General features: G+C 31.8%; 15 protein-coding genes and 2 pseudogenes. 11 read left to right on the plus strand and 6 right to left on the minus strand.

Features of this window, described 5'->3' with window-relative positions; genetic code table 11:
- Window positions 1–9: 9 nt before the first annotated feature.
- The 3 genes from ACMGGO_RS03560 to ACMGGO_RS03570 all read left to right on the plus strand — a co-directional run bounded on the left by ACMGGO_RS03560 (window position 10) and on the right by ACMGGO_RS03570 (window position 3,233).
- On the plus strand, window positions 10–717 hold the full coding sequence (locus ACMGGO_RS03560; protein WP_393950341.1) for a hypothetical protein: 708 nt from the start codon (window positions 10–12) through the stop codon (window positions 715–717).
- Window positions 718–1,389: 672 nt separating this feature from the next.
- Window positions 1,390–2,166: a hypothetical protein gene (locus ACMGGO_RS03565; RefSeq protein ID WP_393950339.1), complete on the plus strand. Its 777-nt coding sequence runs from the start codon at window positions 1,390–1,392 to the stop codon at window positions 2,164–2,166.
- Complete coding sequence (locus ACMGGO_RS03570) at window positions 2,166–3,233, plus strand: DUF4145 domain-containing protein (RefSeq protein WP_420281599.1); 1,068 nt, start codon at window positions 2,166–2,168, stop codon at window positions 3,231–3,233. The genes ACMGGO_RS03565 and ACMGGO_RS03570 overlap by 1 nt, the downstream gene beginning before the upstream one ends.
- A gap of 230 nt (window positions 3,234–3,463) precedes the next feature.
- Here ACMGGO_RS03570 and ACMGGO_RS03575 read toward each other — a convergent pair whose 3' ends face one another.
- From ACMGGO_RS03575 to ACMGGO_RS03590, 4 genes are all read right to left on the minus strand, one after another.
- Window positions 3,464–4,015: a hypothetical protein gene (locus tag ACMGGO_RS03575; protein WP_420281600.1), complete on the minus strand. Its 552-nt coding sequence runs from the start codon at window positions 4,013–4,015 to the stop codon at window positions 3,464–3,466.
- 101 nt (window positions 4,016–4,116) lie between these two features.
- Window positions 4,117–4,386 carry a ParB/RepB/Spo0J family partition protein gene (locus ACMGGO_RS03580; protein ID WP_420281601.1) on the minus strand — a complete coding sequence of 90 codons (270 nt, stop codon included), beginning with the start codon at window positions 4,384–4,386 and terminating at the stop codon, window positions 4,117–4,119.
- 20 nt (window positions 4,387–4,406) lie between these two features.
- Window positions 4,407–5,315, minus strand: a complete 909-nt coding sequence (locus ACMGGO_RS03585) for a ParB/RepB/Spo0J family partition protein (RefSeq protein ID WP_393950333.1) — start codon at window positions 5,313–5,315, stop codon at window positions 4,407–4,409.
- 229 nt (window positions 5,316–5,544) lie between these two features.
- Window positions 5,545–6,186, minus strand: coding sequence for a hypothetical protein (locus tag ACMGGO_RS03590; RefSeq protein WP_269897754.1), 642 nt, complete (start codon window positions 6,184–6,186; stop codon window positions 5,545–5,547).
- Between the two features lie 923 nt (window positions 6,187–7,109).
- On the opposite strand from ACMGGO_RS03590, the pseudogene ACMGGO_RS03595 reads away from it, so the two are divergent.
- A pseudogene (locus tag ACMGGO_RS03595) lies at window positions 7,110–7,289 on the plus strand (DUF7695 domain-containing protein); the annotation flags it as partial.
- A gap of 660 nt (window positions 7,290–7,949) precedes the next feature.
- Here the strand turns inward: ACMGGO_RS03595 and ACMGGO_RS03600 are convergent.
- Window positions 7,950–8,294, minus strand: a complete 345-nt coding sequence (locus ACMGGO_RS03600) for a helix-turn-helix domain-containing protein (protein ID WP_420281602.1) — start codon at window positions 8,292–8,294, stop codon at window positions 7,950–7,952.
- A gap of 115 nt (window positions 8,295–8,409) precedes the next feature.
- Between ACMGGO_RS03600 and ACMGGO_RS03605 the strand changes: the two genes are divergently transcribed.
- The 4 genes and pseudogenes from ACMGGO_RS03605 to ACMGGO_RS03620 all read left to right on the plus strand — a co-directional run.
- Complete coding sequence (locus ACMGGO_RS03605; protein WP_066037122.1) at window positions 8,410–8,700, plus strand: hypothetical protein; 291 nt, start codon at window positions 8,410–8,412, stop codon at window positions 8,698–8,700.
- Between the two features lies 1 nt (window position 8,701).
- Window positions 8,702–9,001, plus strand: coding sequence for a hypothetical protein (locus ACMGGO_RS03610; RefSeq protein WP_420281603.1), 300 nt, complete (start codon window positions 8,702–8,704; stop codon window positions 8,999–9,001).
- Between the two features lie 260 nt (window positions 9,002–9,261).
- On the plus strand, window positions 9,262–9,768 hold the full coding sequence (locus ACMGGO_RS03615) for a DEAD/DEAH box helicase family protein (protein ID WP_393950329.1): 507 nt from the start codon (window positions 9,262–9,264) through the stop codon (window positions 9,766–9,768).
- Window positions 9,731–10,459, plus strand: a pseudogene (locus tag ACMGGO_RS03620) (IS3 family transposase); the annotation flags it as partial. The gene ACMGGO_RS03615 and the pseudogene ACMGGO_RS03620, both read left to right, overlap by 38 nt.
- 153 nt (window positions 10,460–10,612) lie before the next feature.
- Here ACMGGO_RS03620 and ACMGGO_RS03625 read toward each other — a convergent pair.
- A complete protein-coding gene (locus tag ACMGGO_RS03625) occupies window positions 10,613–12,256 on the minus strand; it encodes a competence protein CoiA (protein WP_420281604.1) in 1,644 nt (547 codons plus the stop codon).
- A gap of 198 nt (window positions 12,257–12,454) precedes the next feature.
- On the opposite strand from ACMGGO_RS03625, the gene ACMGGO_RS03630 reads away from it, so the two are divergent.
- From ACMGGO_RS03630 to ACMGGO_RS03640, 3 genes are all read left to right on the plus strand, one after another.
- Window positions 12,455–13,855: a dynamin family protein gene (locus ACMGGO_RS03630; protein WP_420281605.1), complete on the plus strand. Its 1,401-nt coding sequence runs from the start codon at window positions 12,455–12,457 to the stop codon at window positions 13,853–13,855.
- A gap of 77 nt (window positions 13,856–13,932) precedes the next feature.
- A complete protein-coding gene (locus ACMGGO_RS03635; protein WP_420281606.1) occupies window positions 13,933–14,130 on the plus strand; it encodes a hypothetical protein in 198 nt (65 codons plus the stop codon).
- Complete coding sequence (locus ACMGGO_RS03640) at window positions 14,127–16,310, plus strand: dynamin family protein (protein WP_393950324.1); 2,184 nt, start codon at window positions 14,127–14,129, stop codon at window positions 16,308–16,310. The genes ACMGGO_RS03635 and ACMGGO_RS03640 overlap by 4 nt, the downstream gene beginning before the upstream one ends.
- Window positions 16,311–16,312 lie beyond the last annotated feature (2 nt).

Here is a 16,312-nt window from a genome sequence, read left to right on the forward strand (position 1 = left end):
ATATAAATTTTGAGTAAAAAAAGGCGTTTAAAGAAAAAAGCAGCATGGATTGACAATATTGAACGAGAAATAATTGAACATGGAAATCACTTTTACTATACGATTACTGATACATATGGTGATGCAAAGTTTGATTTAAAAGAAAGTAAAATTATTGTTGATTCAAAATACATTTGTAAAGATGTTATTACATTAAGGTATGAATATTATGACTACTATGGTTCTAAATATGGCCAAAATATTCAAGGTGCTGAAAAATGGATTAAAGAAAAAGGTTTAATTGCTCCAGAAAAGTATTTAGAAAAATTATTAACTCAAAATCAAAAATATCATAGTTTTGATAAGGACTATACTTTTTTTATTGAATGTCAGTTAAATAACCCACCTGCGAATTTCAAAAACCTTTTAGAAAAAATTTATTTTTATGCCTTTTTATTTATAGGTATTGCTCAACTATTTACAGTTTTTATGCTCATGCAAGAGTTAATGGGTGAAAAAACAAAAGATTATTTAGGAAATATACATTCTGAATATGGAACACCTGAGTTTTTATATTTTGGATTGGGTTCCTTAGTTTTCTTTATTTACTTCTATATATTAAAAAAATTTCAATATGGAAGACTCCATTGGCACAATAATACTCATGCATTGACATTAATCTTTTTACCTATTGGAATATATTTGATAATAGGAATTTCTGTTTACACAATATTTTAAATTCTATATAGGTTTGTTATCACCTGCAATGATGTATTTGACAATATAAAAAATGGTACTACGATATTGGAGGTCGTTGTCAAGTTTGTGCTACCCGTTTAATTATTGGACCTAATCAATATTATATTGAAGTATATAGTTTAATATAATACAAGGAAGGCCATGCGAGGCGTAATCAACTATTCAACATTTTAGGTCTTTGCCCGAACTGTCATGCACTTATGAAGCATGGACAACAATTAGATTTAACATCTTTTATTGAAGAAGCTAAGGCCTTTTTAATAAGAAACAGCCACGCAAGAAATAGAATTATATAACGGTGATTACTATGATATCCCATGCGAAATTAACGAAGAAGCAGATTCAATCGTTTTTTCACAGCAACATTTGAATTATTTTGCGATGTTTATTTTAGTTGATGAAGAATAACGCCCCTATAACATTTAGTGAAAAATTGGCAGATAGGGGAGAGTTTCATTAGTTGGAATTGAAGAATACCGAAGCACGACATCCATGAATGTTGCTAAACTTAAGAGGATGGGAAAAGGTGTTACGCTGTCAGAGGAAGAGTTTGAAGAGTTAAAAGCCTTATTAAATCTAGTATAACAATTAGTAAGCGTACCATATTTTTATTCTGGTACGCTTTCATTTAAAGATATGGGGGGATTTTTTATGCACTTAGAACTAATCAACAATACATTAACAACCATGCTACTTGACTGTATCAGCCATTATCCAAAGCGCGGTCAGCAAAAGGAATGCTTTGGTTTAATATTTGGTGAACAAGATAGAAATGCAGTTGGTGAGTATACATTTCCAGTTGCGAATGTACTGAATAAAACAGCTTCAAGTGTAAAGGCAAATGAGCAAGTGAATGATATTGTGAAGGAAGCGAGAAAGCTTGTGACAACAAGTGACTTTGTTGCTTATTATCATAGCCATCCATATGATGAAATATTTGATGAATGGGCTGATCCGAGTGTTGGAGATCTTCGAGTAGCAAAGGATATTAATTCTAATATAGAAGTAATATTTGCGATTGTGAAAAGTAAAGATGTGGATACAAATGCTACGTTAAAGTATGAATATTTAACAGATATGCAGTATCGTTTTTTTGAAGAAAAAAGTGCAAAAAACAATGAACCACCTGAGGCAGAATTAATCGGAAAAGACGGTCACATTATTCAAGGTCACTACAGAGACTATGATTTTATAGTACGTGCCTACAAATGGACCGGAAGTGTTTTTGAAGAAATTAAATTATATTCGTCTGAAGTGGAAATGAGTTTACTACTATATGAACAAGGCCTAATTATAGAAGAGTTACCCAAAGAAGCAATGTATCATTTGAAAAAGCTAGAGTACTCTTTACGCTTAGCAAACAAAGATAAGTATAAAGAAAAAATTCCATATTTGATTGAAAAAATTAAGTCGGTAGGTGTGAAATAGTGTCGCAAAAATTACAAGAGATTTTATTCGGAATTAATCCAAGTTTAGCTGAGCTAACGCAAGATATCGAAAAGCTCATTTTTGTTTCACCTAGAGCAGCGATGCAAACAACACGAACAATGGCGGAAACCTTAGTTCGTCAAGTTGCACAATTGGAAGGGCTTGAGCATAGCGAATTCAATTTCGGTGAATTACAAATGAAGTTAAAAAATGAAGGCATTGTTACCCCAACAACGGATAATGCGATTCACTTCGTTCGTCGCCAAGGAAATACAGCAAGTCATGATGGTACGCGCAAAATGTTAATTCGAGAAGCATTAACTTGTTGGGAGTATCAGCATTTGATTTTGACATGGTTTATCGAAACATATGCTTCACCAGATATTGAGGTGCCAGAGTATATCGAGCCTGTTCCTGAGAAAAGCTCGGCTGATAGTGAGTATTTAATTGAACATATTGAAGCATTAATGCAGACGTTTGTGCAAAAAGAGCCGATGCCAGTAAATGTTGTAACCGAGCTAAAGGTTAGTCGTAGAATTTACTATAAAGATCAATTTGTTGAGATACCTGATTTTTTACGAGATGCATTTTTATTGCCACAGCGTTTCCCAAAATCTACAACGTTTTTAATTCGTTTGAATGGCGAACAGCAAGCACGTATTATGAGTGAACTGCCATATCAATTAGAAGGTATGCACCAGCATGTAAAGCGTTTTAAAGAAGCCAATGATGAATGCTTCTTTGAAGAATTACGATTATTCGTTGAAGAAGAACAAAAACGCAAAATATTGATGGAGCAATATCGCGGGGAAGTCTTGTTATTTTACAAATCAGATTTTGTTATTTTAACAGAAGCATTAGGAAATGTTGCGTTAACGAAGGACAACTTTCCAGGGCAAACAAGCTTGCTTAACTCGTTACAAGAGCAAGGTTTCTTACATGTTAAGGATTTTCCGAAAGAGCTAGTCCTATTAGGCAAGTACCGCAATGTCGGCGAGACGGCATTAGCGAATTTATTTAATCAGCTGAAAGTGAAGGGAATGGAGTTTACAAAGATTGAGATTTAAGGTTAGTAAAGGATATAGGGATGGCTTAAATAAGTGTTACTCTAGTATAAAGAAATATATATAAGAAGAGAATATGCTGCAAGCAAACAAGCAAATTAAGTGTAAGAAGAACCTAATTACCCATTCATCAGTTCGGGCCTCCAGTAATTGTTACGAAGGAAGTAGGATATATTAAAGGGTTGACTAAAAGTACATATGCCTTTAAAAATTTGGCATATGTACAAATATAGTTATTTATTTAAGTATTCTTCAAGTTCTTCTTTTTTTAATTTAATAAAAATGTCTAGTGATTCTAGCTCTTTAAACAATTTAATGGAGTTTTCAGTATTATTAGTGTCCATTTGAGAAATTTCGGTAGTTCTTTTTTGTAATGTTTTAATCTCTCTTTTAATTTTTGAATCGATGAGTATTTCATCTTCTTCAATCAAAGAATATACTTCCATATAATTCATTTTAGGTGTTCTAAAAAATGTTTTTAGAACGGATTTAGGAGCATTTTCTAACAATTTGTCTGATCTCAAATGATTGGAAGTAATTCTTTTATGTTCAGCTTTATTAACTAGACTATCACGAATCATTTGTTCAGAAAGTTCCTCTACAATATCAGGGTGATGTTGTTTTAGTTGCCCAATAAAATCTACTATTCTAGCTAATATAGTAATGGAAAGATTCTTTTTCTGAAGTTTTTCTTCAATATCCATATGAGGATAATAATTAAAAACTTTTAAAGCTTCTCGTACAACTTTCACTCCTTTGTCCGTTTTATATGCAAGTTCTTTCATAGTCCAATTTTCTGTACTATTATTAGAAAGGTCAAAAATATATTTACCCCATTCATAGGTAGTCCAATCCTCCTTACCTCTTTGAGCTGAAGAAAGTCTATCTAATTCTTCAGCTCAAAGAGGTAAGGAGGAGAAACAACATATACTGGTATTTGCTTCATTCCAATTTGGTTAGCTGCATAATGTCTACGATGACCAGATAAAATAATATATTTTCCATCTTTCGGATAGCAAGTGATAGCAGTTTCCCATCCACGATTTTCAAGAATACGTTGTAATTTTTCAGAGTCAATTTTATAGTCTTTGCGGGGGTTTAAAGGGTTGGGTTTTATTTGTTCTATAGGGATATATTTTAAATGTAAACGTGTCATTTGATTACTCCTAACTGTTATTAATTAGAATTTAATTTTTTTAATAAGGTTTCAACTTGATTCTCTAAGTTCCTGATTTCTTCTAGTATTTTTGATGCTTCATTTTTTCTGTTGTATTTAATACCAGTAATGTTTTTTGTTGCCTTTTTTATGATGGATACATTTGTTTTGACATCATAATTTTTAGTTGTGTTATTTAATAAATTTACTTCTTGTATAAAAGTAGATATTTTCTTGTTTGGGTCAAAGAGAAAAGTCATTAACTCATTTTGGGTAGCCTTTTCTATATAATTGCCCTTTAAAATTTCACTGTGTAGACACTTGTTTTCAAATTTTCTAAGCATTATCTCTTTAATATATTTTTCGCCTAAATCATGGTACAAGTCGGGATGGAATTTTTTTACTCTCATACACCATAGACGAATGGTATCTAACATATTTACAGAGTAGGTATTATTGTTTAACTGAACTTCAATTTCGTTTCTCTCGTAAAACTTACCCACAGCAATGCGTTTTTTTATTGTGGGAATAGACTCACTTAATTTAATTGCAATATTTTCGATTTTAGAATTTAAATCATTTTCAAATAAATTTATAGTGTGCGTAATCCATTCATATGGACTCCAATCAGTTTGATTACCTTGAATTGATCCCAATCTTTCTAATTCTTCCAAGGTGTTTTTAGGTTCTGGAACTAAATAAATAGGGATTTCTTTCAATCCAAGAGACTGACTCGCTTGCCATCTTCTGTGACCACTGAGTATGCAGTAAAAAGGACCAGATTTATAAGCAACGATAGCTTCTTCAAACCCTTTAGTCTTAAGAATATGTTTCATTTCTTTTGATTTGAAATTAGGGTCCTTTCTAGGGTTTTTGGGATTAGGAATGACTCTATTTATATCAGCCCAAATGAGTTTGTTAGTTAGCATAGTTATAGACTCCTATATGTTCAAAATTAGTTTTTGTTTTTTGATGCTTTTCTTTTTCTTCAGTCTTTTGAGATGAATATTATTAAACAAAAAGATCGTTTTAGTCTTAAGAATTTTGTTTCATTTCTTTTGATTTGAAATTAGGGTCCTTTTTTGGGTTTTTGGGATTAAGAATGACTGTATTTATATCAGCCTGAATGAGTTTTTTAGTTAGCATAGTTATAGAATCCTATATGTTCAAAATTAGTTTTTGTTTTTCTGAAGCTTTTCTTTTTCTTTCACGATCTTTTTGTTTTTTATATTCATCTCGGCAGTGAGGATGGAGAATGGTTCTATGATTGCTTAAATTACTTTTTTGTTTTGGTGTAACATTAAAAATAGGCTCTCTACAGAAACTACAAATGTAATATTCTTTTTTCATGTGGATGTATTTAGCGGTAATAAAAAAGAGATATTCTCGTACGGTATTAAATTTAAAAGTAAGTATAGGTGAAGCATCTGTAAGAGTTGGTACAATTTGTAGTTCAGGATTAACAACAGAAATCTCTGAGTTAATCAAGCTATAAATTCGGTTTATAGCATTTCCAGATGTACTTTTCTTTTTTAAGTCATCTAATAACATTTTAATTTCATTAGTTAGACTATTTAGGAATCCTGCGTTATTAAAAGACACAAAAATAAAGTTTTCAACTGTAAGTTTATCTGTGATATTTTTCAGATCTTCTCGAGGAAGTAGTTTATAAAGCAAAGGAAAAAAATCTTCCATACTTATATACTCGCCTTTAAAAGGTAACTTATGAGCTAGATGAGTAATGGACTTTATGTCTTTAAAATCTGTTGATAACAATATTAAGAAGATGTCATCATTCATTATATAGACCTCTTTTTCTAAAGTAATTAATAATAATGAAATGATAATAGTTATTAAGTCCTTATTCAAGAAGGAAACGGGGTGGAATCAGTAAAATGGTTCTAAATAACTGTATAAGTACCTTTTTTAGGTAATCCGAAGTACTTTGAATAGAATTTTTTTTCTGTTCTTGAATTTAAAAAGAGATCGTTCTATTGCAAACATTGAGTTATAGATAAGTTGGAGGAGTTGTTTGGTAGTTTAGTCATTCTGTAATCCGGAGTATAGAGATTAGCTTTTTTTCAGTGCTGCTAGGACCGTTGTATTCTTTGTAACCACTATTAGCCAAACATGCCATTAATCCTTACTTACTTCGTTTTTATCAAAACAGCACCAACAAGAAATGTCGCAGGATGTGTTAGGGGATGAACATTCACTTTATAAGAGACTTGGAATAAAAGTTGATAGCATTTGCTAAAAAGGTGGTTTATATTATTGTAGTTAAAGAAGAGTGTGAAAGTAAATAAAATAATAAATGCCTAAATTGTAAGTGCCTTTGAGAAATAGAATACCTTTAATCCTTAGGTATTTGAAGTCACTAAAAGACTCTGAATTAAAGCTAAAAATATTACAAAATAGTCCCCATAAAAGTGATGTGACTTATATATTTTTTTGATCATTATAGGGGTTTTCCAGAGATATTTGTCTGCTCGGAAGCCATGTAATTGCACGTATGAAACATAGACGTATAAAGGCCTTATATAGGTTTGGGGTTATGAAGTCGTTCATACACTTAAAGGGGTATACTTAGCTATACCCCCTTAAGTGTATGAAACGATGGTTGAATAGATTAAAGAAATTAGAAATTTATAAAAAATTAAAATATGGAGGCTTAATTAATGAAAATAATCATTCGCAATAAAGTACGTTGAAAAAAATGTAATGACATAATTGAATCTAAGAATAATTATGATTTTAGGTACTGTAAATGTGGCTCGATTTTTGCGGATGAAGGCAAAGAATATCAGAAGTTTGGATGGGCATTAAAAAATCCAGAAGAAGGAACAACGGTAGATGATTATATAAATTTGAGTTATTCAATTTATGAAGAGATGGATAATTAACTTTTGCCACTATTAAAAATCGCTATAGCCTTCTATCATTTAATATGTTAGGGAAATATTGGTAATGCCATTTACATCATAACAGATAGCTAGATCCCTAATAATTAGAGAAACCGCTTCATTTGAAATCCTAAATGATATCAAATAGATAATATTGAAAGTACTTATTTGCCAATATGATAACTAATAATAGTTACTATAAAAAATGCTATAGTAACCATTATTGGTGACTATTCAGAATCCCTTCTATAAAGGGGGGGATGACCAGTTTAGTCAAGTTGCAATATGTTTAATATTATCAATTGAAACTATTGGTTACTATAAAAGAGCCAGTAATGGTAACCACTATTGGTAACTATTAAGAGTCTCTCCTAAAGGCAAACATTTGGTTTTACTTATAGTAAATAAAGTTTTAACTCTATATACAGCATGTAAAGGAATAAGCTCAATTTCTAACGCTGCCCTTCCATTTTGTCATTCTAATATTAGACAGTCTTTAGAGTAAATAATGATTTTTTTAAATAGTTCGGCTTTGAGTATATTTCGCGTATTCAATTTTTGCTTTTTTAGTAGTAAATTTAGTATTTTGAAACAAAAACACTTCCAGGTATTATCTTTAAAACGTAAAAATCGCCACTTAGATTCTAAGTAGCGATTTTTTCATTTTACATATGGTTGTAGTAAAACATACAGGCCCTTTTTTTGATCATCTGATAACTGTTGGATGATATCAATTAATTTGTCGTCGATTGTTTTAACTTCTACAGGAGAGACATCTAATTTTAAGTCCATTTGCTTTTCGACCATAGCAAAAAATTCAGTTAGTGTAAGTTCAAATACTTCACATACATTTGATAGTTGTGCAAAGTTTATATCAGTGACACCACTTTCTAGTCTAGAGATTGAGGCCTGAGATAGTGCAACCTTATCGCCTAATTCTTGCATACTCATATTGTTTTGTTTTCGTAAACTTCTTATTTTACGTCCGATTGAGACAGCATTCATCGTCCTATCAACTCCAGTTAATTAGTCAATTTAAGCGTACAATTATTCCGTTTTACAATCAATATTTAATGTTTTATACTATTATTGAGAATTCTAAAAAACTGCATAAAAGGAGATGGCTATTATCGATAATTTTAATGCAGCAATGCAACAATTTTTGAATCAACGCGTTGATGGAGTATTGTATGAAATTAGTTCAAATGTAAAAAAAGAAGGTTTATCGCAGAGTATCGATAAATTGCTAAATCAATCTAATTTATCCTTGAATAAAGAGGCAAAGGATGAATTTACAGAAAAAATTCATGATTTAGTGTTTGAGTATCAGCATAATATTCTGCAGCAAATTTATCTAGTTGGCTTTCTGGATGGATTAAAACTTGATTCTAAAATGAAAGAGGTCTTATAAAATGCATAAATGGTACAAAGGTCAAATTACAATTCAGTTAGGTACAATTGTTGAGGCGCAAGAAGATAGCACGAAAGAACGCAACTCTGCACACGATGCTATTAATCTCGATTTTTTAACTGAATTAAAAGAGTTAGTGAAGGCTAAGGGCTACTCTTCAAATTTCGTTAGCTTTGATTTGCATCTCGCTGGCGATGCTACTTCGACTGACATTGAAGGGTTAGAAGAAACTGTTCGTCAAGCGAAAGCAAAAGAAGATGTAATTCGAGGAAAAGCTACTGTTACTAAAATCTATTTTTAATAATTGGACGTTAAGCAGTCATTTTATTGATTGTTTAACGTTTTATTAATACTAATTTACTCAAGGCAAAAAACCCCCAACTCTAATAAAGTGACAGTGTGAGTCACTTCATGAGTTGGGGGTTTTCCATTGCTATTTATTAATCTAAGATTATATAAAACCTTTGTTCGTTATTGTAAAACAGAAAGTTGGGGATTTTAAAACAATATAATATCTAAAGGTATAAATATGGTATTATAGAATTAACAAAGAGGTATATTATGGTAATTTTTAATTCTACTTACGCAAACATTATAGAAAATAGCAAACTATATCAAGCTCAAATTGATGCATATCAGGCCGTTCAAAATTATTACGAACAATTTCCAGAATTTAAAAAAAGAGAAGTGTTAGTTGTTATGCCTACTGGATCTGGTAAAACTGGTTTAATGTCTATTCTACCTTTTGCTAATTGTAAAGGAAAAGTACTATTAATCACTCCAGGAAAAGTTGTTAGAAGAACGGTTTTTGATGAATTTGATACAGTGTTTAATCCTCAAAATTCATTTTTGTATAAATATAACGTTGTTTTAAAGTCAGATCGACTTCCGAAAGCTTTACTATATCAAGGTTTTAAAAAGGGTAGTGAACAGGAAAGAAGTATTGCTATTCGAAAGCTAAAAGAAGCAGATATTGTTATTACTAATATCCATCGAATAAACAGCAGTAGTGATGAAGTTAACTTATCCAGATACCGACTTAAAGGCCGAAATTCAATCTATCTATAACGACCATGAAGGCCGTTACGGATACCTTCGCATTCGTGATGAACTCACAAATCGTGGACGAAGAGTGAATCATAAGAAGGTACAACGTATCATGAAAACACTTAATTTAAAGTGCGTAGTCAGAAGGAAAAAGTATAAATCATATAAAGGGACAGTCGGTAAAATCGCACCGAATATTTTAGACCGAAATTTTACAGCTGAAGCCCCTAATGAAAAGTGGGTAACAGATATTTCAGAGTTTAAAATGTTTGGTGAAAAACTCTATTTATCTCCTGTTCTAGACTTATTTAACGGAGAGATTATTACTTACACAATTGGTTATCGACCAACGTATTCACTTGTTTCAGAAATGGTAGAGAAAGCATTAGAGAAGTTACCAGAGGAATGCCAATTACTGATGCATTCCGATCAAGGCTGGCATTATCAAATGAAGCAATACCGTCACGCACTTGCATCAAAAGGCATTGTGCAAAGTATGTCACGTAAAGGCAACTGTTATGACAACTCGGTAATGGAGAATTTCTTTGGGATTTTGAAATCGGAATTCCTTTATTTAAAGGAGTTCGAAAGTGTTGAGCATTTTAAATTGGAACTCGAAAACTATATAACGTATTACAACACGAAACGAATTAAGGCAAAATTAAAACTGAGTCCGGTACAATACCGAACTCAGTTTACCCAAGCAGCCTAAATGAAATAACCGTGTCTAACTTTTAGGGGTCACTTCAAAGTCACCTAACGAGTTGGGGTTTTCCCTTGTTATTATTAATTTAAGTAAATTATAAAATGTCTGTTCGTACGTGTAAAAAAATTTAAAAATTTTATGATTAAAACTACATTGATGCTAGTTAAATTTTTCTTCTATCAATGCCAGGAATGTATCATGCATTGCATGTGAAATGAATTTCCCTTCTCGTAATAATTCAATTAAATGCTCGATAAATTCTGCCTCGTGGGCTTCTGTTTCAATTATTTTATCTGTTACAGCTTGTTGAACCCATTTTATTAGACCTTCTTCAATATGCAAAGGGGACTCCATGTTATGCAGCACAAGATTTTGGTAATATTGGGCATCTTGTTCTAAGAGTTCTTGTACCTTATCAGTGGAAAATATTTCTATATCGTAATAATCGCCCCAACCAATGGCAAATAAATTAAACTCCGAAAAATATAAAGCAACATGTGTATTAAGCTCTTTATGATCTACTAGCGGTAGCACATTGTTTTCAATTTTAAAAGGGTGTATGTACTTACGATATAATGTTTGTTTATACAAAAATCCGCATTTCTCCAATAGAACAAGGTAACTATGAATTAATGTTGCAACCAGCTTGCTGTCCTTAATATCATATCGAAGCTGATCTTTAATATCTTGAAATAAATAATTCGAGAAAATCAGTTGCTTCTTACTGTAATTGTGTTTGATCGCTTTGTGAAAAACGAGTAATTGCCATAAAGGATAGGGTGTATGTATGCATTTATAATTTTCCATTTGGATATTAAAAATGCCAGGGAAATTAGTATCTGTTAAACCGTATTCCTTCACGAGTCTCCTAAACAATACTTGCTCTCGATTCGACATCCGTTGTAATACTTTATCTATATTGAAATTACTTAAATATCTTTTATATTGGTGGAACCGTTTCTGCTTTTCTTGTTTTTGACGAATTATTTGCATACGTGCTGCGCTTTGCACTTTACGTTCTTTCCAAAGTTCAGCAGCTTCAATTTTTCTATCATTTAAATAATGTTGAATTTTCTCATAGGAAAGTTTGTTATATAAAACGAATTTGCATGGCGATTGTATTTTAGCAATTGTCATTTCAGGTATTGCAATTTCTTGAAGCTTTACAACAAATCTCGTTTCAGTTCGATACCTAATACCGAAAAATTTGCCAATGTGTTTTACAAGGTTATTCTCAACGTCAATGAAGTAAACGCTGCGTTCCTTTTCATTCACTAATTGCTGCGGGTATTTTAAGCGCAGAACAACCTCATCATCCTCGATATCTTTAGCTGTTATTTCTTTATAATAATTCGCACCAAAAAGCCAGATGTCTTTGATCTCCGCAATTGCATAAAGTTTCCGTCGTTCTAGCCATTTCTCAGCTGTTTGTTCCGCACATTGTATTTCAAAAGCAAACTTATGACCATTTCCAAAATCCGCATACACATCCGCGATTTGATTGGTCTTAGCAATACGTTCTTCTAAAGCAACGTAAGCGTTTGGATATTTCTCTTTTAACCAATTATAAATCGCAAGTTTACCACCGAGATGTTCCTGCGTTTCAGGCTCCCCAACAAAACTACATTCGACATGACGTTCATGATAAAAGTGATGAATCTTCTTAGTTCCGCCACGAAAGAAAACGTTCTTCTGACAGTGTGGACAGTATAATTCTTTGGCTTTAGCTAAAGAATATAGGCGTTCTTTATCGTCATGGAAGGCAAATTGTTTTTCACCATTTGGATTTATTGCTACAAACATCTAATCACCTCAAATTTTTAAAATTTGATAAATATAGAAAATGAAAGCTGTTTTATTCACCGGATGGTATAATAGTTATATAAAAAATACACTTTATTACTTTTTGGGTCATATTATGTCCGTTTCAAGATGTAAAATAGATTCTAATATAAGATTTTCGATGGTAATTAAGTAAAAATTCGATAAAAGGTGATAAATATGATTGATAAAACAATTATACAACAACATTTAAATATTTTAGGGGAAATTGGTAATGACATTAAAATTAATCAAGAAATTATCAATCGAATAGAGGAATTAAAAAGTATATGTGATGAATTTTCAATTAAAATTTTAGCAATTGGGTCATTCAGTGCTGGAAAAAGTGCTTTGATGAACTTTTTACTTGAAGAAGAATTACTAACTGAAGAGCAAACACCTGAAACGGCCATTGCAACAGAATTAAAATATAGCCTAGTGGAAAGCTACGAAATAGTTGATGTAAATAAAGAGCGTAAATATGTAGAAAAACAACAAATTCAATCCGTAAATCCGAATGTTTGCTTAAATATTCGTTACAATTTAAATAATAATTTTTTACAAACATTTGAAGACTATGTATTTGTAGATATGCCGGGCTTTAACTCAAATATTGAACAGCATAACCGCGCAATTTTGCAATATGTAGAGAGAGGGAATGCGTACTTACTAGTAATTGATTGCGAAGAGGGTGGAATGAAAGCCTCGGTTTTAGAGTTTGTTGAAGAAATACGTAAATACGATCACAATTTAATTATTGTGCTTTCAAAGGTAGATAAAAAAGCCGCGGAAGATGTGCAAGTAATTGAACAAAAAATTAAAGCGCAAGCATCGTACTTATTTGGATATGATGTTCCAGTTGTAAAATATAGCAAACATGATAACGATACGAAGCAAGGTTTACTGGATACTATCCACGTACTAAATAGTCAACAAATTTTTGAACAAGCTACATTGCCAAAAATAAAAGAAATTTATCAATTCTTGGAGTTAGCGTTAGAACAGTCGATTAAATCTTTAGCTTTTGATGATAGTGCTTTAAGAGAAGAGATTCAAAAAAGGGAAAAGGCTAAAAGTGAGTTAGAATACAAGCTTCAACAGGAACGTTCGAAGTTAACTAATCGAATGACCTCACAAGTATTGCCTAGCATTATTGCCGAAGTTGAAAATGCACTATATGTTCATTCGACAGAGCTTGCCAATGCAGCAATATCAGGTTCAAATGCATTTAGCATTCGTATGAATTCGATTTTACGTCCGGTACTTCTTGAAAATACAAAGAAATATACAAATATTTCTTTTGAAGAATTTTTAAGGGATGTTAATTTATCAGAAATATTAGTAGATAAAACAGAAGAAATAGTTTACACCGTAACGGATAAAATTCGTAAAGTAGAGTCGATTTTTTCTCAAAAAAACGAAGGAACAGACAATTTCAACAAAGTTTATAAATCGGTAACAGGTGCATTAGCCATTGCAACAACAGCTGTTGCACCCTGGTTAGAGATTATTATTTTATTCCTTCCTGAAATTTTAAAACTATTAGGTGTGGGGGGAAACAATCTCAGGTCAACAAAGTAAAGCAATCTATTGAATCAGAGGTAATTCCACAAGTCATTGAGAAACTTAGTCCAGCAATTCAAGAATCTTTAGCAGAAATGGAAGATGTTATGATTGAAGAACTAGAAGAAAATTTAAGATTAATCATTTCCATTGAAGGAGAAGCTTTACAAGCAGCGTTAAATCAACAGGATGACATGCAGATAGAACAAGATAAAAAGTTAGTACAATATAAAACAACACTAGATTTAGTACGTGATGAATTACAAAAAGTTGAGAAGTTGGTGACAGTATGAATGTAGAAGCTATTCAATTTATCGATAAAATTCAACATATATCAGACGAACTTAGAAAGTACAATAAGTTTTTAAGCGAAGACCGCATTGCACTATTCCAAACAAATTACCTGAAACTAAAAAATAATTTAGAAGGAATTATGAAATCAAAGCGTAATTTGCAAATTGGGATTATTGGTGAAGTAAAAGCAGGGAAGTCTTCATTTATTAATGCTCTAATTTTTGATGGTAAAGATATTTTGCCAAAAGCCCCAACGCCAATGACTGCGGCACTTACGAAAATTAGCTATGGTGACAGATTTGAAGCAGAAATTGTTTTTTACGATGAAAATGACTGGAACATTATTCAGCATAACGCGCATTTAGCAGACCGATTTTTAAGAGAGCTGTACGAGCAAGAAATGGAAAAAAGTGCATATGCGATGGATTTTGAACAATTTTGTGTTTTTAAAAAAGATGATGTGCCGAAAGAATATTCAGCTTGTAAAGAGCTTATTGAAATGGCTGAAAAAAATAATTTAAATGTATCACAATATATTGGTCAAAAAATTGAAATCAATGCTGATGAGCAAGATGAATATATTGAAAAATTAAATCATTATGTTGGCGCAGAAGGGCAGTTTACACCTATTGTAAAATATTCGGTAATTAAGCTAAATAATGAACGTTTAAAAAATATTGAAATTGTCGATACACCGGGGATGAATGATCCAATCGTAAGTAGAACGATTGTAACTTCAGATTTTTTAATGAATTGTGATGTAGTGTTCTTTTTAAGCTATGCAGGGCAATTTTTATCACAGGAAGAAATGGGCTTACTTACTCGCTCGTTACCAGAAAACTCAATTAGCCATGCATATTTAATTGCTAGTAAATTTGACTCGGCAATATTAGATTATAAACAAAAGAAAGCTCCATTAAAAACAGCGGTGCAACATACGTTATTTAATCTTAATCAACAAGCAACTACAACAATTGGTGAGAGCATTACACAGCAAAATACTCCAGCTGTAGTAAAGGTAATTCAAGCAAATCTCCCGCCACACCCAACCTCAGGACTTATGTATAGCAGTGCAATGAAGCTTTATCATAATGAGCCATTAACAAAAGCAGAAGAGCATATTTTAAAGCAGTTTGAAAAGCGTTTTGAGGGTTTTAGCCGAAGTCCTAAAGAGCTGATGAAGCTTGCAAATGTACACACAATAGAAGGGAAAATTTTATCGAAAGTAAAAACAGAAAAAGACAATATTATTACTGAACGTTCATCCACGATTATTCAAGATCAGCATATTGAATTTTTACGTTTAATTCGTCAAATGGAAGAACAAACGATTGATAATATTCAAGAAATGAAGCATTCCGATGTTTCGGGCTTGAAAAATAAAGTCGAAAAAATTTCTTCGAAGCTCCAATCTATTCGAAAAAATGTGAATGATATTTTTACAGCAAATTATTTAAAAGCTAGCCGTATACTAGTTGATATTAAAATTGATGTAGAAAAGGAAATCAATAATCATACAGGTGTGAAAGTGGCGGTTTCTACTTCATCAGATACAGGTACAAGACGAACAGGATTTCTTGGCTTAAAACGTGAATCTTATACGATTACAACGACAAACTATACAGCTGAAGTAACAGAGGTAGTCGCAAGTATTCGGAAATATATTACAAGATCTCGTGAAATGATTAATAACGAATTTAAACGCTTATTTGATTTACAAAATATGAAAAAGGATGTCGCAAACGAAGTAGTAGGCGCCTTTGAATTAATAAGTAATGAATTTAATGAATCTGAAATTAAGCGTGCTTTAGAAATTGTGTTAAATCAAATTGTTATCCAAGATATCGAAGTTGACCAAAGTAAATATGATGCAAAAATCACTTCCACTTTTTCATCGCCATCTGTTCGTAATGAAGAAATTTCGAACTTACAGCTAGAGCAGGAACGTATTTTGCAACAAGTAGCAAACGATATCAAATCTGAAATTGACAGCAAAATTAAAGAAATTGAGTTGCTATTAGAAAAGTATGCAGCGAATTTCATCGACGATATCGAAGCGCAAATTACGGTAAATGCAAAAAAAATCGAAATGCTATTAAAAGATAAAGAAGCAAACTTGAAACGAATGGAAGAAATTGCATTGAAATTAAATGTGTTTAAAAAACAATTAGCGCAGTAGGA

Source organism: Lysinibacillus sp. BNK-21 (assembly GCF_048684915.1).
Taxonomy (GTDB): Bacteria; Bacillota; Bacilli; order Bacillales_A; family Planococcaceae; genus Lysinibacillus; species Lysinibacillus capsici.